The following is a 15606-nucleotide window of genomic DNA, read 5'->3' on the forward strand; positions in this document are numbered from 1 at the left end:
TCATCCCGCCTTGCGCACGGGCACGTTGGACCACCCACAGACGTTGGACATGGCTACCCTCCGCAACCCGCTGCGGTCGACTTCGTATTCGGGGACGATATCGAGCAGCGCATCGAGCGCGATACGGCTCTCCATTCTCGCCAGCGCCGCCCCCAGACAGCTGTGCACGCCATACCCGAACGCGAGATTGAAGCCCATCTTGCGCTTCCTGTCGATGTCCAGCCGATCGGGGTCGGGGAACATCCGCTCATCGCGCGTCGCCGAGCCCGTGACCAGCAGGACAGCGCTACCTTCGGGAATTGTCTTGCCGTGCAACGTCACATCGCGGGTGGCGGTGCGGATCTGGTACTGCGACGGCGCCTCGTAGCGCAATAACTCTTCGACCGCGGCGGGAATCTTGCCGCGGTCCTCCCGCAACTTCTGCCACTGGTCGGGAAAGTCGGCGAAGGCGACCATCGCGTTGCCGACGAGCTTGGTCACGGTCTCTGCGCCCGCTCCCCCGAGCATGGTCGCGAACCCGGTGATATCCACATCAGTGAGCTTCTCCACCTGACCGTCTCGCTCGATCTCGGTCTCGATGAGTCGACTGATCATGTCGTCGCGGGGTTCGGCACGACGCTGCTGTACCAAGTTGTAGTAGTAGAGGCCGGTCTTCGTCGAGGCTTCGAATCCTTCTGCCGTGGTGGCGATCTCCCCTGGCCGGCGTTCAAGCAGCAGATCGAGCCAGACCCGAATTTGGTCGCGATCCTGCTTGGGCACTCCCAGCATGGTGGTGATGACCTCGTTCGGAAACAGGGCCGAGAAGTCGGCCACGACATCGAACGAGGACGGGTCGAGCGCGCCGATGCGTTCGTACACCTTGTCGCGCACCATGTCTTCCAGCGCGGCGATCGCGCGCGGGGTGAACACGTTGCTGACCAGCCTGCGCATCTTCTGATGTTCGGGCGGGTCCATAGAGATAATCACGTTGGGCACCGGCAGCGCGTCGTCGTGCGCCTGCACCATGTCCAACGTCGCGCCCTTGGCCGAAGAAAAGGTTTCGTGGTCCTTGGTGGCGGGCGTCACGTCCTCATAACGTGTCAAGGCCCAGAAGTCCCACTTATTGCTGTAGTAAACGGGAGCCTCGTCGCGCAGGCGTCGGTAGGTGTCGAACGCCCCGTTGAAGAAGTCTTGAGAAAACGGGTCGAATTCGACAGGGTCATCAACGACAGCCTCCGACGCCGTCGAGCTCATAGGATCGCCCCCGTCTCCTTGTAACCCTCTATCGTTTCCCAGTCCAAGCCTGCCTCCATCAAGACTTCCTCGGTGTGCTGGCCGTGTTCGGGCGCCCCGGGAGGGATTACGGCCCGTTCGTCGAACTGGACGGGGTTGGTGGGCAGGGCGTACGGCGTACCGTTCATCGTCGTGGTGTTCGCGATGTAACCGTTGGCGGTCACCGCCGGGTCATGGCACAGCTCTGCCGGCGTCTGCACCACGCCCCACGCGCCGGAAATGTCCGCAAGCTGTTCACGCCATTCGACGAGTGTGCGTTGGGCAAACACCTCGTCCATGAGCAAGATGAGCTCTGTGCGGTTGGCGAATCGCGATGCGGGATCGGCGAATCGCGCATCGTCGATCAACTCGGGTAGGCCGATCGCGCGCATCGTTTCCGGGTAGAACTTGTCGAGTTGCAGCATCATCAGCTGAACGTAGCGGCCGTCTTTGGTGCGGTAGGTCCCCACCAACGGGTTGGGCGCGTCGGCGTGGCTGTACTTCGGGACGGAACCGCCGCCGTGAATCTGGCTCACGGCAACGTCGGGGCTGAGGTTCCAGGCCGCCAGCCCGAGCAGGGAGACGTCCACAATTGACCCCTGGCCGGTGGTGGCTTTCTTGTACAACGCGGCCGCAATCCCGCCCGCGATCGCCATACCTCCGAGCAGATCCCCGAAGGCAGGCCGCGAGCGCACCAACTCGCCGGCGTCTTCGGTAAGCATTGTGGCGATGGCGCCGCGAGCCCAGTAGGAGACGCCGTCGTAACCGGGTTTGTCCGAATCTGGCCCTTTTGGGCCGTGACCCGACCCTCGCACGTAAACGATGCTGGGGTTCGCGTCCCTGATGTCGTCGACGTCGATGCCCATCTTCTTGCGGCGGTTCGGCAGATAGCTGGTGAGGAACACGTCGCATGTCGCGGCAAGCTTACGGACGACGTCCTGGCCACCAGGAGTACTCAAATCGACGCCGATAGACTTCTTCCCCCGATTTGGTATCTCGATCATGTAGTTGACGGCACCACCACCCTGGTCCACGATGCCCATCGTGACGAGGCCACGTTGCGGGTCGCCGCCCTCGCGTGGCTCGACCTTGATGACCTCAGCCCCCCACTCCGCCAGCACGGCGCCGGCCGACGGCACGAAGGTCCACGCGGCAACCTCCAGCACGCGGACGCCGCTGAGTACTTTGTCGACGGAAATGACGGCCTCCATTGGTCGCAGGGTTACGGGTGCGAGCGCACCAACAGGTCAGCAAGGGCGCAAACGCCCGTTTGCATGTTGTGAGAATGGCAGTTCCGAACGGATTTGTAAACCGCGCCACCGGTGAGGCAGCCAGCCAGAACGCTACGGGCGCGCCGACAGTCGTTCGGGCAGGGCCGGGTCTCCGTCAGCCCAGAAGGCCCGCCACGTCGGCATCCGCTGGGGCATGGCCGCGCGCAACCGGATGTCGGTCGGCCAGCGCATGAACTCCGGTCCCGGTCGCTCCGTCACATCGACCGAGTACCAGGGATGCTCCCGTCGTTTGACGAAACACCATTGGTTATCGCGCCGCTCGTAGACGTCGTCGTAACGCATGGTGATCACATACCACCCGTCGCCGTCTTCGTGCTCGGCGCGGCAGTAGATAGATCCGATCGCATGGTCGGCATCGACAAAGTCGAATTGGTGGCCGCAGACCAAGTGGATGCTGCGGTAGAACCGCCGAAGCACGCCGTCATACCAACGCTTTAACGCATCCCTGCCCCGACCCTGCGCGCCGGCATCGACATCCTCGACGAACAACGCCACCAGCGCGTCGAGATCACGGGCGTCGAGAGCCATCGCGTACCTGGTGGGTAGCTGACTGATCGCGAGGCTCGACTCCACCCGGTCCAACCCGTCGCCAGCGGAGGGACTCACTGATTCTGTCGCCATATCGGGGATTGTAGGCGTCGGGCGATCAACGAGAACTGGTGTTCTCGTATTTCGGAAATCTACTATCCTACGCTCATGCCCTTCCCGACCATTCCGCCCACGATTCCTGCGCTCGTGAGGTCAAGCTCCGCCCGTTTCGGGGACAAGCCGTTCCTCATCGCAGACGGGCAGGAATTGACCTATACCGATCTGGACGGGCGCTCGGCCGCACTAGCGACCGCCCTGTTGGCGGAGGGCATCGGGAAGGGTGATCACGTCGGAATCTTGATGCCTAACAGCATCGAGTGGGCACTGGCCTGGTTTGCCACCACACGTATAGGCGCGGTCGCCGTTCCGCTCAACACCTTTCACAAAGCGTCCGAACTGGCATGGACCGCCCGTCATGCTGACCTGCGGACGATTCTGGCGTGGTCACGGTTCCGCAATCACGACTTCCTCGCCCGGCTTCAAGAAGCATTGCCGGGGCTGTCTGATCAGCGCGAGCCAGGCCGCATCGCGATACGGCAAGCGCCGTTTCTGCGGACCGTCGCGGTGTGGGGCCCATCCGATCGGGCTTGGACGACAAGGCTTCCCGCCGATGGCGCGGTGTCGGATAACGACGCCGGCTTCCTGGTGGACGTGGAATCGTGTGTGACACCGGCTGATGACGCGATGATCATCTACACCTCGGGCAGCACCGGTGACCCGAAGGGACCCGTACACAGCCAGGGCACCCTGGTCCGCCATACCTACAACCTCACGTTCGCCTACGGCGTCACCCACGATGATGTGATGTTCACCGCCATGCCCTTCTTCTGGGTGGGTGGGCTGATCACCGGATTGCATGCGGTGATCCACCACGGCGCGACCCTGGTCACCCAGCCCGCATTCGATGCGGCGGAGGCCCTGGAACTCATCGAGCTCCACCGCGCGACGATCACGCTGGGCTGGCCGCAGCAGGGCAAGACGCTGGCCGAACATCCCGAGTTCTGCGCACGCGATCTGAGCTCGGTGCGACGCACCAGCATGCCCGCGATGGTGCCGGCCGAGCGTCGACCAAAGGGCCCCAATGCTCTGGGGATGACGGAACTGTGTGGCAATCACATCGGGGTGGACCCGTATCTGCCGCAACCCCCCGAGCGGTCCGAGACCGGCGGGGTATCGGTCGACGGACTGCACCATTTGCTCGTGGATCCCGACACAGGACGACCGACGCCCGTCGGTACGCCGGGCGAAATCTGGGTTCGCGGATACTCGTTGATGCAACGCCTGCACAAGCGTGAGCGCGAAGAAGTGTTCACCCCGGACGGGTACTACCGGACGGGCGACTGCGGCGTCGAATATGACGACGGATGGATCAGGTTCACCGGCCGCTTGGGCGACCTGATCAAGACGGGTGGCGGCACCAACGTCACACCCGGCGAAGTCGAACTGGCGCTCGCCGACTGCGACGGCGTGCTCGAAGCGTACGTGGTTGGCGCCGAGAGTCGTGACGACGGGACGGTGGTCGCCGCGGCGGTGGTCCCGCGCGGTGAATCGGCGCTCGACGGTGAGTCTTTGCGGGCGCAACTGCGCGGCCGGCTCTCGGCGTACAAAGTGCCGAAGTTCATCTGGATCGCCGCAAAGCAGGACCTTCCGTTCACCGCGACCGGAAAGGTCAAGAAGTTGGAGCTGGCCCAGCAGCTCAGCGCGCTATTGGCGCGCCCCTAGGGGTTAACCGGTTGCCCGTCGGCCATGTTGGTGCTCATCAGTGTCAAGGGGATGCCGAACAGCGGCTCCAGCTTGACTTCGGTCAACTCGAATCCGTCGCCCTCATGCCGCTGCCGGAAGTCGGACTTGACGCCGTATCGCGCGGCGATGTGTTCGCCCGCAGCACAATCCGCCGTGCGCACGATGACGGAGAACAACCCGTCGCCGTTGCGGGCCAGGAAGTCCGCCGCAGTACCCGCGTCCGTTGGTGCGGCGGCGGTGGGGGCGATGAGCTCGAAACCGCGGGCCCAGTCGAGGCGGATCTGCAGGCCCAGGTGTTCCAGTTCGAAAGCCTGAAACTGAAAGCCGAAGGAGCTCAGGTAATCCGCAGCACGTTCGAGGCGCTCGAGTCCGATCGCGAACACGACATGGTGCAACATCGGCAGTGGCTGCGACATGACAGCAACTCTACGACGTACTAAACCAGGATTTTCGATTACCGGAAACATCAATTCTCATTGGGGTAGATTCGCGGCTGCGTATCCAGTTCTCCGCAGAGAGGCGCTTCGTGGCACTCGAACAGTTCAACCTAGATGGTCAGGTGGCGATCGTCACCGGTGCCGGGCGTGGCGTCGGCGAGGGCATCGCCAAGGTGCTCGCAGAAGCGGGCGCAACTGTCGTTGGTACGGCGCGCACGTCGTCTGAGGTGGAACAGACGGTCAAGGAGATCGAAGACTCGGGCGGAAAAGGCCTCGCACTCACGGCCGATGCGCTCGAACGCTCCGACAGCGAGCGCGTGGTGCAGACCACGGTCGATAAGTTCGGCCGCATCGACGTCCTGGTCAACAACGTTGGTTTCGCAACCTACGGCCCATTTCTGAGCCTCACCGACGACAACCTTCGGCAGACGTTCGACTACTGCGTCACTTCTGCATTCATCATGAGCCAGCTTGCCGTGCCACACATGTTGAAGGTGGGACGGGGCTCAATCGTCAACATCTCCTCCGGGGCCGGTCGATTTGGAATCCGTGGACTATTGCCATACTCCGTGGCCAAGGGCGGACTCGAAGCGCTGACCCGAGCCATGGCGCAGGAGCTCGCCCCGAAGATCCGCGTGAATGCCATCGCCCTGGGCGCGTTCATGACGACCGGGCTGCAGTCGAGCTTCGACCTGATGCCGGGCTCTGAGGAGAAACTCAAGGAGCTGACGCCGCTGCATCGGATCGGCGACGTCGCAGACCTCGGCCGGCTGACGTTGTATCTGTCCACCCGCGATTGCTACGCCACCAATTCGACCTTCATCGTCGACGGTGGTCTCCAAGGGCCGAATTCGTCCCTTCCAATCCCCGATCTGTAGCCAGAAACACTCAATGAAGGAGCAATAGTCTTGGCTGACAAGGTCTTACGCGTGGCAGTCATATCGACGGGCGGTGTGGGCAGCATCGCGTTACGCGCGATCAACCGCCGTTCGCACCTCGACTTGGTAGGTGTATGGGTGCATAGCCCTGAGAAGACGGGCCGCGACGCCGGCGAGGTCGTGGGGCTGGGCCCCATCGGCGTGATGACCACATCCGATCTCGACGACATCATCAAGCTCAAGCCCGACTGCGTGGTGTATGCGGCCATGAGCGCCGAGATGGATGCGGCTGCGGTTCCCGACTACGTCCGCTTCCTGACGGCCGGCATCAATGTGGTCACCACCAACACGCCGGGAATGATGTTTCCGGACAGGTGGATTCCCGACATGGCCGACCAGGTGCGTGCCGCGGCGCTCGCGGGCGGGGTCACGATATACACGTCGGGCATTGAACCAGGATTCGCCGGCGACCAGTTCGCCGTCCTGCTGTCGACCTTGTCCAGCACCATCCGCTCGGTCCGCGCGCAGGAGATCTTCGACTACTCGGCCTACCCCAATGCGCACCTGATGTTCGACGCGATGGGGTTCGGTCGCCCGCTGGACTTCACACCGCTGCTCGAGCTGGATGGCGCACAGCAGTTCGCGTGGGGACCACCGATCGGCCTGGTGGCGCGTGCCCTCGGCGTCGAGCTCGACGAGGTCACCGAAAGCTATGAGCGCGTGATCACCCCGCGCGACCTGCACGTGGCGTGCGGGTTGATTCCGGCGGGCACCTGCGGCGCGGTGCGGGCCGAGACCACCGGAGTCGTTGACGGTCACCCGGTGATCACCATCGAACACGTCAACCGGATGGCTCCCGACCTGGCACCGGAGTGGGCGTCGGCACCAAATGGCACCTACCGCATCGTCATCGAGGGCGAACCGCGCATCCAGTGCGATCTTCGCCTGGGCACCGAGGACACCCCGGCATCGGCCAATGACAACGCAATGGAGGCGACGGCCATGCGCGTGGTCAACGCCATCCCGTACGTGGTCGATGCGGCTCCCGGCATCGCGACCTCGCTGGATCTGCCGATCACCGCGCCTCGCAACGCATTGGTCTTCGACTAGACGGTGAACATCGGCCAGCGGGGTGCACCCCTGACCTCGTTGCCGCCGTCGATCGCAAAGCCGGGGACTACGGTCGCAGACGATTCCGTGGATAGAATCATTGTTCTCGTTCTACGGTAAAGATTGTTCTCAGATACAGCGCGTGGTGTAGCGTACGCGTGTGCCAGACATGACCGGCAAGGTGGTACTCGTTACCGGGGCAGCCCGCGGCCAGGGCCGCGCGCACGCCGACAGGTTGAGCGCCGACGGCGCCGACGTCATCATCGTCGATATTGCTGGCCCGCTGCCGCCAAGCGTCCCATACGATTCGGCCACCCCCGAGGAGTTGGCGGAAACCGCCAGCCTCGTCGCCGCGAACGGCAGGCGCGCCGTCACCGCTATCGTCGACACCCGCGACCACGACGCCCTGTGCGCTGCTGTCGACAAGGGAGTGGCCGAACTGGGCCGGCTCGACGTGATCGTCGCCAATGCCGGCATCTGTTGTCCGGCTCCTTGGGATCAGGTGTCCCCCTCCGATTTCCAGGACACCATCAACATCAACCTGGTCGGTACATGGAACACGGTGATGGCCGGCGCCAAGCACATCATTGCCGGTGGACGTGGCGGGTCGATCATTCTCATCGGATCGGTGGCAGGTGTGAAGATGGAGCCCTTCATGGTGGCCTATACGGCAAGCAAGCACGGCGTCACGGGGCTCGCGCGCTCGTTCGCGGTCGAACTCGGTCGCTACGACATCCGGGTGAACAGCCTTCACCCCGGGTCGGTCGCGACGCCGATGGGTAGTGGCCGGATGATCGAAGCGATGCAGCAGGCAGCGGATTCCTACTCTCATCCGCAATACGGGTTCAGCAAGCAACTCCTACCGAACGCGGTGACGATGCCCGAGGATGTTGCAAACGCAGTTGCGTGGCTGGCCTCAGATGAGTCGAAATTCGTTACTGCCGCCGCGATTTCCGTTGACGTCGGAGTCGCCCAGGCGTAGCAGGACGGGCGACAAGCGTCATCGCAGCGCCACCGACGGTGCGAGACGGCTGACGGCGTAGAACATCATTGATTCACCGCCGCCTCGGCCGCGGCGGCACGCTCCAGGTAGGGCCACGCGAGCGCGGGCGGGAGCCCGCCACACAGCGGATGCAGGGGCAGTGGCCTGCCGCTGCGCAGTGCCGTCGCCGCCTCGTCCGGTGTGAAGATTGCGTAGGCCCCAGGTGAATCACGCAGCTCGGCAACGGTTTTGGCGCTGGTGATGCTGGCGACCGAATCGTCACCGCGCCGGTAAGACGCCGCCATCAGCGCGTCGTGCAGGAGATAGGGCCCGATCTCGGCCCACGCCGCGTCCACATCGTCGGCTACGAATGCCGTCGTGGGCCCCGCGTTGTCCGGGAACATCGTGGGTCCTGGCTCGTGACCATGCGCGCGTGACTCGCTCTCGAACAGCTCGAGTAGCCCCGGTGGGTTCGCCTGGGCGACGAACCCGAGGCCGTGCCGCGCGGCCCGTTTGACCGCCGCCGGGCTGCCTCCGGCGATCATCAACTGCGGTCCGTTCGGGCCGACGACCGCGGGCGTCACGTGCACACGCCTGCCGTCGACGGTCACCGTCTCCCCTGACAACAGCCGCAACACGAGATCGGTGTACTCGTCGGCGAGGCGTCCGCGCCTGCGTGGATTCACACCGAGGTGCTCGTACTCCTCGTCGCGATGGCCCACGCCAAGAACGTAAGCCGCGCGGCCCTTGCTGATGATGTCGAGCACCGCGATGTCCTCCGCGAGCCGGACCGGGTTGTACAGCGGTACAACCAAGGCGGCCAGCATGATCGCGATGCGTTCGGTGCGGCCTGCGATCGCCGACGCGAGCATCAGCGGCGACGGCAGGTGACCGTCCTTTGCGGCGTGATGTTCGGAGAGGATGACCGCGACACCGCCACGGGTCTCTGAGTAGGCGCACATATCCAGTGCCGCGGCGTACAAGTCGGCGAATGGTGCGCCCTGGACCGAGGATCGCATATCGAACCGCAACGTGAACATCGACGAACTCCTTGTATCGCAACAATCCGTGACTACGTCACTTGTAAAGGGTCCCGGTTTGCCTGTCTCCTCGAGATGCCCGTCAGGGTCGTACACCTTGATAGTCGACTTCCCAGTAGGGCCTGGTCGAAATCGAAAATTCAGCACTATACCGTACTTTAAAGTATGTTACGGTTTCAGGCGTGACGCCCTCCGCGACAGATATCGAGCCGATGACCGAGAAAGGTTACTTAGTGCCTTCTAAAGTGCGTGCTAATGGGCGGGTTGTTGCGGCATACACAGTGCGCGAGTCTCGGGTGGTCATCGCCGACCTGCCGGCGGCTTCCAGGGCCAGTGCGCATTTCTTGACTCATCCGTTGCAGCTAACCAAACGAGATGTCGACATCATTTCGGGGCACGTCGTTTTCGACTATGACGTCAGTCGCGAGCCGTCCGGCGCCCCGTCATTTGGTGCCAGCGTCTCGTCGATTGCGACGGTCTGATGATCCGGACATTGTGGATTGAGGCCTCACCAAAAGGCGAAGCGTCCTTGTCGTCAGCGCTGGCCGAAGAATTTCTGGCGGCCGCGCCTGCTGAATCTGTTGGATTCGTAGAGCATTTCAGCGTGTGGTCGGATGATCTCCCGGTCACAGACGGTGATGTGGCGATTGCCAAGTTCGCGCCGTTGTTCGGGGAAGCGATCACCTCGGCACAGGCCACGAAGTGGCAGCGCATCGTCGATGAAATCGAGAGGGTTCGCGCTTTTGACCGACTTGTGATTTCCTCGCCGATGTGGAATTGGTCGGTGCCGCATCGGTTGAAGGCATGGATCGACGTGTTGGTACAGCCCTTGCTCAGCTTCACCCTAGATCAGGACGGTCGTCACGTCGGAACTCTGGGCCAAGGAAGACCGGCTCATCTGATACTGACGCGTAGCAGCTCCTACGATGGTCGGCATCCCGACCTACAGGACTTCCAATTGCCCTACCTGGACTATGTATTCACCATGCTCGGCTACACGGTCGACGCGTTGGTTATCGAGCCCACCACGCGCTGGACGGTCGAGGAGCGCGAACAGTTTCGTCAGGATTCACTGTGCAGGGCACGCGATCGCGGCGTCTCGTTACCCGCGCTCACCGAGGGTGGGTGAGCAGGAGGTCATGGAGCGTTAAGTCCCGCATCCGTTTCCACATGGGCTACGTGTCGTCACTGATCTCGAAGACGACCTTCCACGCGTCGCGAAACCCCCTCGACTCGTAGAGAGTTTGTGTTAAAACACAACGCAAACAAGCTTTCCGCTCCCGTTCGCCGGAATTAGCCGCCCGCCTCCGCCGGCTTCCCGCTGTTGCCCTTGATGACCGGCATGTTCGTCCACGTGCCCTGGTCGTCGCGATACCAGCCGGCGGCGGCCAACGCACCTCCGTCGGCGTGCAGCACAGTTCCCGACACCCAGGCGGCCAGCGGGCTCGCGAGAAACAGCACACAGCCCGCGATGTCCTGCGGGGTCCCGAAGCGGCCCAGCGGAATCCAGCGCGGTATGTGGTGTCGCTGCGATTCGTGAATCATTCGGTCGAGCGGCACCTGGGCACTGTCGGTCGTCTCGGGTGCGACGGCGTTAACCCGGATGCCCTCCGGGCCCAACTCGAGGGCAAGGCTCATCGTGAAGCCAGTCACCGCGGCTTTGAAGGCACCGTACACCGCGAATCGAGGTATCCCCCGGAAGCCCTCGATCGACGAGACGTTCGTGATACTCGGGTTGCCGTCAGCGGCACGCAGCAGCGGCAGCATGACGCGGGTGACCAAGAAGATGTGCTTGAGATTCACCCGATAGATGTCGTCGATCTGCCCGTCGGTGAGCCGCTCAAACGGCGTCGGCCGCGTCATGAAGTGGCCGACATTGTTCACCAAGACGTCAAGGCGCCCGTACCGCTCGTTGATCGTACCGGCGAGCGCCGAGACGTCGGGAGCGACGGTCGCATCGCCCGTGACTACGAGCGCCCGGTTGCCGAGCCGGCTGCGCAGGTCCTCCGCCCGCTCCGGATCGACCTCGAGTGCGACGACCGACGCACCCAGGTCCGCGAACGCCGCCACGGTGGCTCGCCCGATGCCCGCGCCCCCTCCGGTAACCAGCACTACCTTGCCGTCGAAATCGATCACGTCATCTCCTTACCCGTGCCGAGCGATGTGGGTCCACCCTCGGTGAGAATATTAATTCTCACATGCGAGAATCGGATTAACATTGGCGCGGCTAGCCATGGGCAGCGGCAGGAACCTAAGCGAGGGGGCGGTGGATGATGGCCCCCGCGACGCTTCGCAGCTTCGTTTTCGCCGTCGAGTTCCGGATCGCCGAATCCGACCGCATCGGCCCTGTCCTGCAACGCCACCAGGACAGCCTCGTCGACCTCGGCGCCCGCTACGCGTTCGTCTATGAGTCGATCATCGACCCGGGAAATGTCCTGGTGATCATTGGTATCCGCTCCGAACAACCGCTGCTCAGGCTGCTGCGCTCGCCATACTTCTTCGAGTGGTTCGACGCGGTTGGCGTCGAAGACATCCCTGCCGTCTTCGCGGGAGAAACGGTTGAGCGATTCGACATCGACGAGCCGCCCGCGCCGGGCACCGAGCTCGTGGTGGCAGCCGTCACGCCCGTCGAAGACGTCGAGGACTTCGTCGCGCACGTGCGCGGATCGGTCGACGAGTTCGCAAAGGCCGGCATTCGGCGAACGCTTGTATACCGCGCCTTGGACACCCCGCGCGAAGTAATGTTCCTGCAGCAACTCGCCAACGCCGACAATGCGCTCAGATGGGTGAGACGCTCCGACATCGCCTCAACATGGCTGGCGGCCGCTGGAATCGGCGCCTACCCGCCGGTCTTCGTCGGACGGTTTGTCACCGCCATGCGCGTGGACGAGACCACTGGTACGGGACTGCACTGATGTATGTCTGTCTCTGTCACGGCGTCACCAACGAAACGGTAGCCGGTGCGGTCGCCGCCGGCGCGACCACATCTAAGCAGGTGGCCGGCGCCTGCGGCGCCGGAACGGAGTGCGGCAGGTGTCGCCGCACGATTCGGTCGATCATCGACGCGGCCCAGCCGTCAGCCATGAAATCATCCAAAGGAAACAAGTTATGAGCGACCGGCACTCCAACATCGCGGGGACGCGGATATTGATCATCGGGGCGTCCTCCGGCATCGGACAGGCGTTGGCCCATGCCGCTCACTCCAGGGGCGCCAGCGTGGCACTCGCCGCCCGGCGGGTGGACATCCTCTCGGAGCTGGCCGCTCGGCTCGACGGATCAGCACACGAGCTCGATGTGTCCGACCCCCGCGCCATCGAATCTGTCATCGGCGACGTCGCCGCCAAGTTCGGCACGCTCGACGCGGTGGTGTTCACCAGTGCCGTGGTGCCGTTCGCGCTGATCGAAGAGACCGACGTGGAGACCTGGCTGCACGCGTACGCCGTCAACGCCGTCGGTGCCTCCCACGTGCTGCGCGCGGTCCTGCCTCACTTGGCCGAAAACGCCGCGGTGGTCGTCGCATCGAGCCACGATGTCGGCCGGCCCCGCGCAGGCGTGGCCGCCTACCACGCCAGCAAGGCCGCGCTCGACGAGATCCTGCGGTCCTGGCGGGCCGAGCATCCCGACATCGCCCTGATCCGGGTAAGCGTTGGGCCCACCGCGGACACCGAGATCCTGCGCGGCGCCGACCGCGACCTGCTGGCCGATCTGTACCGCGCCTGGGCGCACGAAGGCCAGATTCCGACCAAGATGTCGTCAGTCGTGGACGTGGCCAATACGATGCTTTCTCTGATCGCCGTTTCGCGTGCGAACCCCACCGTGGTCAGCGACATCGTGCATCTGGCACCCCGAATCACCAAGGGGCACTAGACCTTCACCGGTAACCGTACGAGAGGAGGACGCGCCGCTACGTCGTGGGCACGACGCCGCGCTCGGTCCAGTGCGCGACGAACGGTGTGATCGTCGACAGGTCGTAGAGACCCGGTTCAGCCGCAATCACGGCCGGGATGGCGTTGATGGCGTGCATGGCAGTGGCCAGGCAACCCTGCTCGGCGTGATCCTCCTCGTGGGAGCCGATCACCAAGTGAAAACTCATGTTGGGCTTGCCCTCGAAGGTCACGGCATAACCGATCTCGGTCGGCCAGTCCGGGGCCAGGTCGTCTGCCATCCTGGTGAGATGTTCGACGGCGAGTGTGGTTTCGCCGCAGTCGACCACGACGCCGAAGCGCATCGCTCCCACGGTTCCGGCGGGAATCTTGCCAGCAGCCACCGTCAGCGCCCTGGGCGTGGTCGCGACCTCGCGGAATCCCGCGACGGACCGAATCTGGAGCCCGAGGGCCTGCGCAAGGACCGTCGCGCTGCCGATCCATGCGCTCGCGGCGTAGTCGGTGTTGGTCAGCAATGGGGTGGTGTCATCGGGCGCATGACCGAAACCCATCGCGTTGAAAATCAGGTCGTGGCTGGCATAGGTCGAGTAGTTCAGCACCTCCCGCACACTGATTCGATCGGTGCGCTCGGTGAGCCGGGACAGGACCGGCGCCAGCGACTCACCGATGAAGCCCGGGTACAGACCCAACCCGAGAAAAGATGAATTGCCTGCGCGGCAAGCCTTTTCGATACTGTCTGCCAGTGATTCGTGCAGCGAGCGGGGATGGATGAATCGGCTGCCCGTGGCCACCACGTTCTTGCCGGATGCCAGTAGGTCACAGACATCGGCGAAGCAGCCCGGTGTGTCGGTTTCCACCTTGCCCATATAGAGCACCACGTCGGCATCGATGCCGATGACGGCGTCGCGATCGGCAGACGTCAGCACCCCTGCTTCGGGAATCCCGCACAGGGTGCCCGCGTCGACTCCCGCCTTCGCCGGGTCGTACACCCGGACGCCGACCAGTTCGAGGTCCGGGCGGCCCAAGACGTGACGCAACGACATCATTCCTGTCACCCCGGTCGCCCACTGGATTACGCGAGTCATGTCAACCGATCTCCTCAATCCCACACCACGTCGAGACGCGGCGGCGAACGGAACATGGTGCCGGTGACATAGGGCGGCGCGGCGTCGGGATCGAGGCGCAGCCCCGGTAGTTCGTCGAACAGCGCGGTGAAGATCTTGGTGCTCTCCAGCCGGGCTAAGTGCATTCCCAGGCACACGTGCGCGCCATGACCGAATCCGATGTGCGGCTTGCGTTCCCGGAAGATGTTGAAGGACTGGGCGTCCTCCCAGCGTGTCTCGTCATGGTTGGCGCTGCCGAGATTCACCATCATCGTCGATCCCTTCGGGATGTGCAGGCCGAAGAATTCGACGTCGGCGCTCACCTCACGGATGAAATTCAGCAGCGGCGTCTCCCACCGGATGCCCTCCTCGATCGCCTGCGGCAACAGGCTGCGGTCGGCACGCACCGCATCGAGTTGGTCGGTGTGGGTTAAAAGCCCCAACGCGAGGCTGGCGGTCGATCGCGACGTCGTCTCCGCTCCGGCGGGCAGGAGATTGCGCATGAACCCGTAGATTTGCTCGTCCGACATCTTGACGCCGTCGATCTCGGCTTGCGACAGGATGGTCACCATGTCGTCCTTCGGCGACTTGCGGCGGTCGGCGAGCACTCCGATGAAGTACTCCTTCATCTCCGCCGACGCTTTCATCGCGGTTTCCATGTCGGCGCGAAAGCCCAGCAGGTCGATGGCCAGCCGGTGAAACTCACCGATATCGGACTCGGGCAACCCGAGAAGGGCCGCGATGATGCGCACGGGGACCGGCATGAACAGCGCATCGACCAGGTCGACACGCTTGTCGTCGCGGAACTTCGCGATTGTGCGATCCACGAGGGGCCCGACAAGCTCGGTTTCCCAGCGCTTCATCGAAGACCTGGCAAAAGCGAATTCGTGCAACCTGCGGTAGGTCGCGTGCTCGGGCTCCTGCATCTCCAGGATCGTCGGACCCTGCAGCGGCCGCACCATGTCCTCGTAGATCCGGGTGCTGAACGTGATGTTGTCGGTGAAAACGCCTTTGACGGCGTCGAATGAGTACGCCGTGAACGTCTTCCTGCCGTCGGGTCCATCCTCCGGGACGCCCATCTCCGGCCAGCCCGGGTGGACCGCCGCCTTCGTGCGCAGCTCGCGCAGCAACGGATAGGGGGTGGCGTCTCCGTCTGCGCCCATTCCGGCGTTGAACTTCTCCTGCGCCTCGCGGATGCGTTGCTCGATGTCGTCAGTAACCGCCGGCTCCGCCACGTGCCACCTCCCTTACGCCGTTCAACCTACATCTTGTCGGTTGCAAACCTACATGATGTAGGT

Annotated in this window: 17 protein-coding genes; 9 read left to right on the forward strand and 8 right to left on the reverse strand. The window is 63.7% G+C overall.

The genetic code is table 11. The features are described 5' to 3' along the window. The 3 genes from JO236_RS12610 to JO236_RS12620 form a co-directional block, all read right to left on the reverse strand. A complete protein-coding gene (locus JO236_RS12610; RefSeq protein WP_293330236.1) occupies positions 1-1233 on the reverse strand; it encodes a cytochrome P450 in 1233 nt (410 codons plus the stop codon). After that, complete coding sequence (locus JO236_RS12615) at positions 1230-2462, reverse strand: CaiB/BaiF CoA transferase family protein (RefSeq protein ID WP_293330239.1); 1233 nt, start codon at positions 2460-2462, stop codon at positions 1230-1232. The genes JO236_RS12610 and JO236_RS12615 overlap by 4 nt, the downstream gene beginning before the upstream one ends. A 132-nt stretch (positions 2463-2594) precedes the next feature. Next, the gene (locus JO236_RS12620) at positions 2595-3125 is read right to left on the reverse strand and encodes a nuclear transport factor 2 family protein (protein WP_323802158.1); all 531 of its coding nucleotides are present in this window, start codon (positions 3123-3125) and stop codon (positions 2595-2597) included. Positions 3126-3239: 114 nt separating this feature from the next. Between JO236_RS12620 and JO236_RS12625 the strand changes: the two genes are divergently transcribed. Then, the gene (locus JO236_RS12625) at positions 3240-4853 is read left to right on the forward strand and encodes a class I adenylate-forming enzyme family protein (protein WP_293330245.1); all 1614 of its coding nucleotides are present in this window, start codon (positions 3240-3242) and stop codon (positions 4851-4853) included. On the opposite strand, the gene JO236_RS12630 is transcribed toward JO236_RS12625, so the two are convergent. Continuing rightward, positions 4850-5290: a hypothetical protein gene (locus JO236_RS12630; protein ID WP_293330248.1), complete on the reverse strand. Its 441-nt coding sequence runs from the start codon at positions 5288-5290 to the stop codon at positions 4850-4852. The two genes, JO236_RS12625 and JO236_RS12630, sit on opposite strands and share 4 nt — an antisense overlap. A gap of 110 nt (positions 5291-5400) precedes the next feature. Between JO236_RS12630 and JO236_RS12635 the strand changes: the two genes are divergently transcribed. The 3 genes from JO236_RS12635 (at position 5401) to JO236_RS12645 (ending at position 8281) form a co-directional block, all read left to right on the forward strand. Beyond that, complete coding sequence (locus JO236_RS12635; RefSeq protein ID WP_293330251.1) at positions 5401-6189, forward strand: SDR family NAD(P)-dependent oxidoreductase; 789 nt, start codon at positions 5401-5403, stop codon at positions 6187-6189. 51 nt (positions 6190-6240) lie between these two features. Continuing rightward, positions 6241-7299, forward strand: a complete 1059-nt coding sequence (locus tag JO236_RS12640) for a dihydrodipicolinate reductase (RefSeq protein WP_293330254.1) — start codon at positions 6241-6243, stop codon at positions 7297-7299. A gap of 169 nt (positions 7300-7468) precedes the next feature. Continuing rightward, the gene (locus JO236_RS12645) at positions 7469-8281 is read left to right on the forward strand and encodes a mycofactocin-coupled SDR family oxidoreductase (RefSeq protein ID WP_293330339.1); all 813 of its coding nucleotides are present in this window, start codon (positions 7469-7471) and stop codon (positions 8279-8281) included. A gap of 65 nt (positions 8282-8346) precedes the next feature. Here the strand turns inward: JO236_RS12645 and JO236_RS12650 are convergent, their stop codons facing one another. Beyond that, positions 8347-9321: an LLM class flavin-dependent oxidoreductase gene (locus JO236_RS12650; RefSeq protein ID WP_293330256.1), complete on the reverse strand. Its 975-nt coding sequence runs from the start codon at positions 9319-9321 to the stop codon at positions 8347-8349. Positions 9322-9503: 182 nt separating this feature from the next. Between JO236_RS12650 and JO236_RS12655 the strand changes: the two genes are divergently transcribed. Further along, positions 9504-9803 carry a hypothetical protein gene (locus JO236_RS12655; protein WP_416362231.1) on the forward strand — a complete coding sequence of 100 codons (300 nt, stop codon included), beginning with the start codon at positions 9504-9506 and terminating at the stop codon, positions 9801-9803. Positions 9804-9814: 11 nt separating this feature from the next. Next, complete coding sequence (locus JO236_RS12660; RefSeq protein WP_293330258.1) at positions 9815-10450, forward strand: NAD(P)H-dependent oxidoreductase; 636 nt, start codon at positions 9815-9817, stop codon at positions 10448-10450. 164 nt (positions 10451-10614) lie between these two features. Here JO236_RS12660 and JO236_RS12665 read toward each other — a convergent pair whose 3' ends face one another. Next, a complete protein-coding gene (locus JO236_RS12665) occupies positions 10615-11457 on the reverse strand; it encodes an SDR family NAD(P)-dependent oxidoreductase (RefSeq protein ID WP_293330260.1) in 843 nt (280 codons plus the stop codon). A 134-nt stretch (positions 11458-11591) separates the two neighbouring features. Between JO236_RS12665 and JO236_RS12670 the strand changes: the two genes are divergently transcribed. The 3 genes from JO236_RS12670 to JO236_RS12680 are packed head-to-tail and all read left to right on the forward strand — an operon-like array spanning position 11592 to position 13188. Continuing rightward, the gene (locus tag JO236_RS12670; RefSeq protein WP_293330263.1) at positions 11592-12236 is read left to right on the forward strand and encodes a fatty-acid--CoA ligase; all 645 of its coding nucleotides are present in this window, start codon (positions 11592-11594) and stop codon (positions 12234-12236) included. Further along, positions 12236-12433, forward strand: coding sequence for a (2Fe-2S)-binding protein (locus JO236_RS12675; RefSeq protein ID WP_293330266.1), 198 nt, complete (start codon positions 12236-12238; stop codon positions 12431-12433). The genes JO236_RS12670 and JO236_RS12675 overlap by 1 nt, the downstream gene beginning before the upstream one ends. Further along, positions 12430-13188, forward strand: coding sequence for an SDR family oxidoreductase (locus tag JO236_RS12680; RefSeq protein WP_293330269.1), 759 nt, complete (start codon positions 12430-12432; stop codon positions 13186-13188). Before JO236_RS12675 ends, JO236_RS12680 begins: the two co-directional genes overlap by 4 nt. A gap of 37 nt (positions 13189-13225) precedes the next feature. On the opposite strand, the gene JO236_RS12685 is transcribed toward JO236_RS12680, so the two are convergent. Further along, a complete protein-coding gene (locus JO236_RS12685) occupies positions 13226-14290 on the reverse strand; it encodes a dihydrodipicolinate reductase (protein ID WP_293330272.1) in 1065 nt (354 codons plus the stop codon). A gap of 14 nt (positions 14291-14304) precedes the next feature. Further along, entirely contained in the window at positions 14305-15543 is a 1239-nt protein-coding gene (locus JO236_RS12690) for a cytochrome P450 (RefSeq protein ID WP_293330275.1), read from the reverse strand. Positions 15544-15606: the final 63 nt, after the last annotated feature.

The sequence above is a fragment of the Mycobacterium sp. genome, assembly GCF_019247635.1.
In the GTDB taxonomy this organism is placed as follows: domain Bacteria; phylum Actinomycetota; class Actinomycetes; order Mycobacteriales; family Mycobacteriaceae; genus Mycobacterium.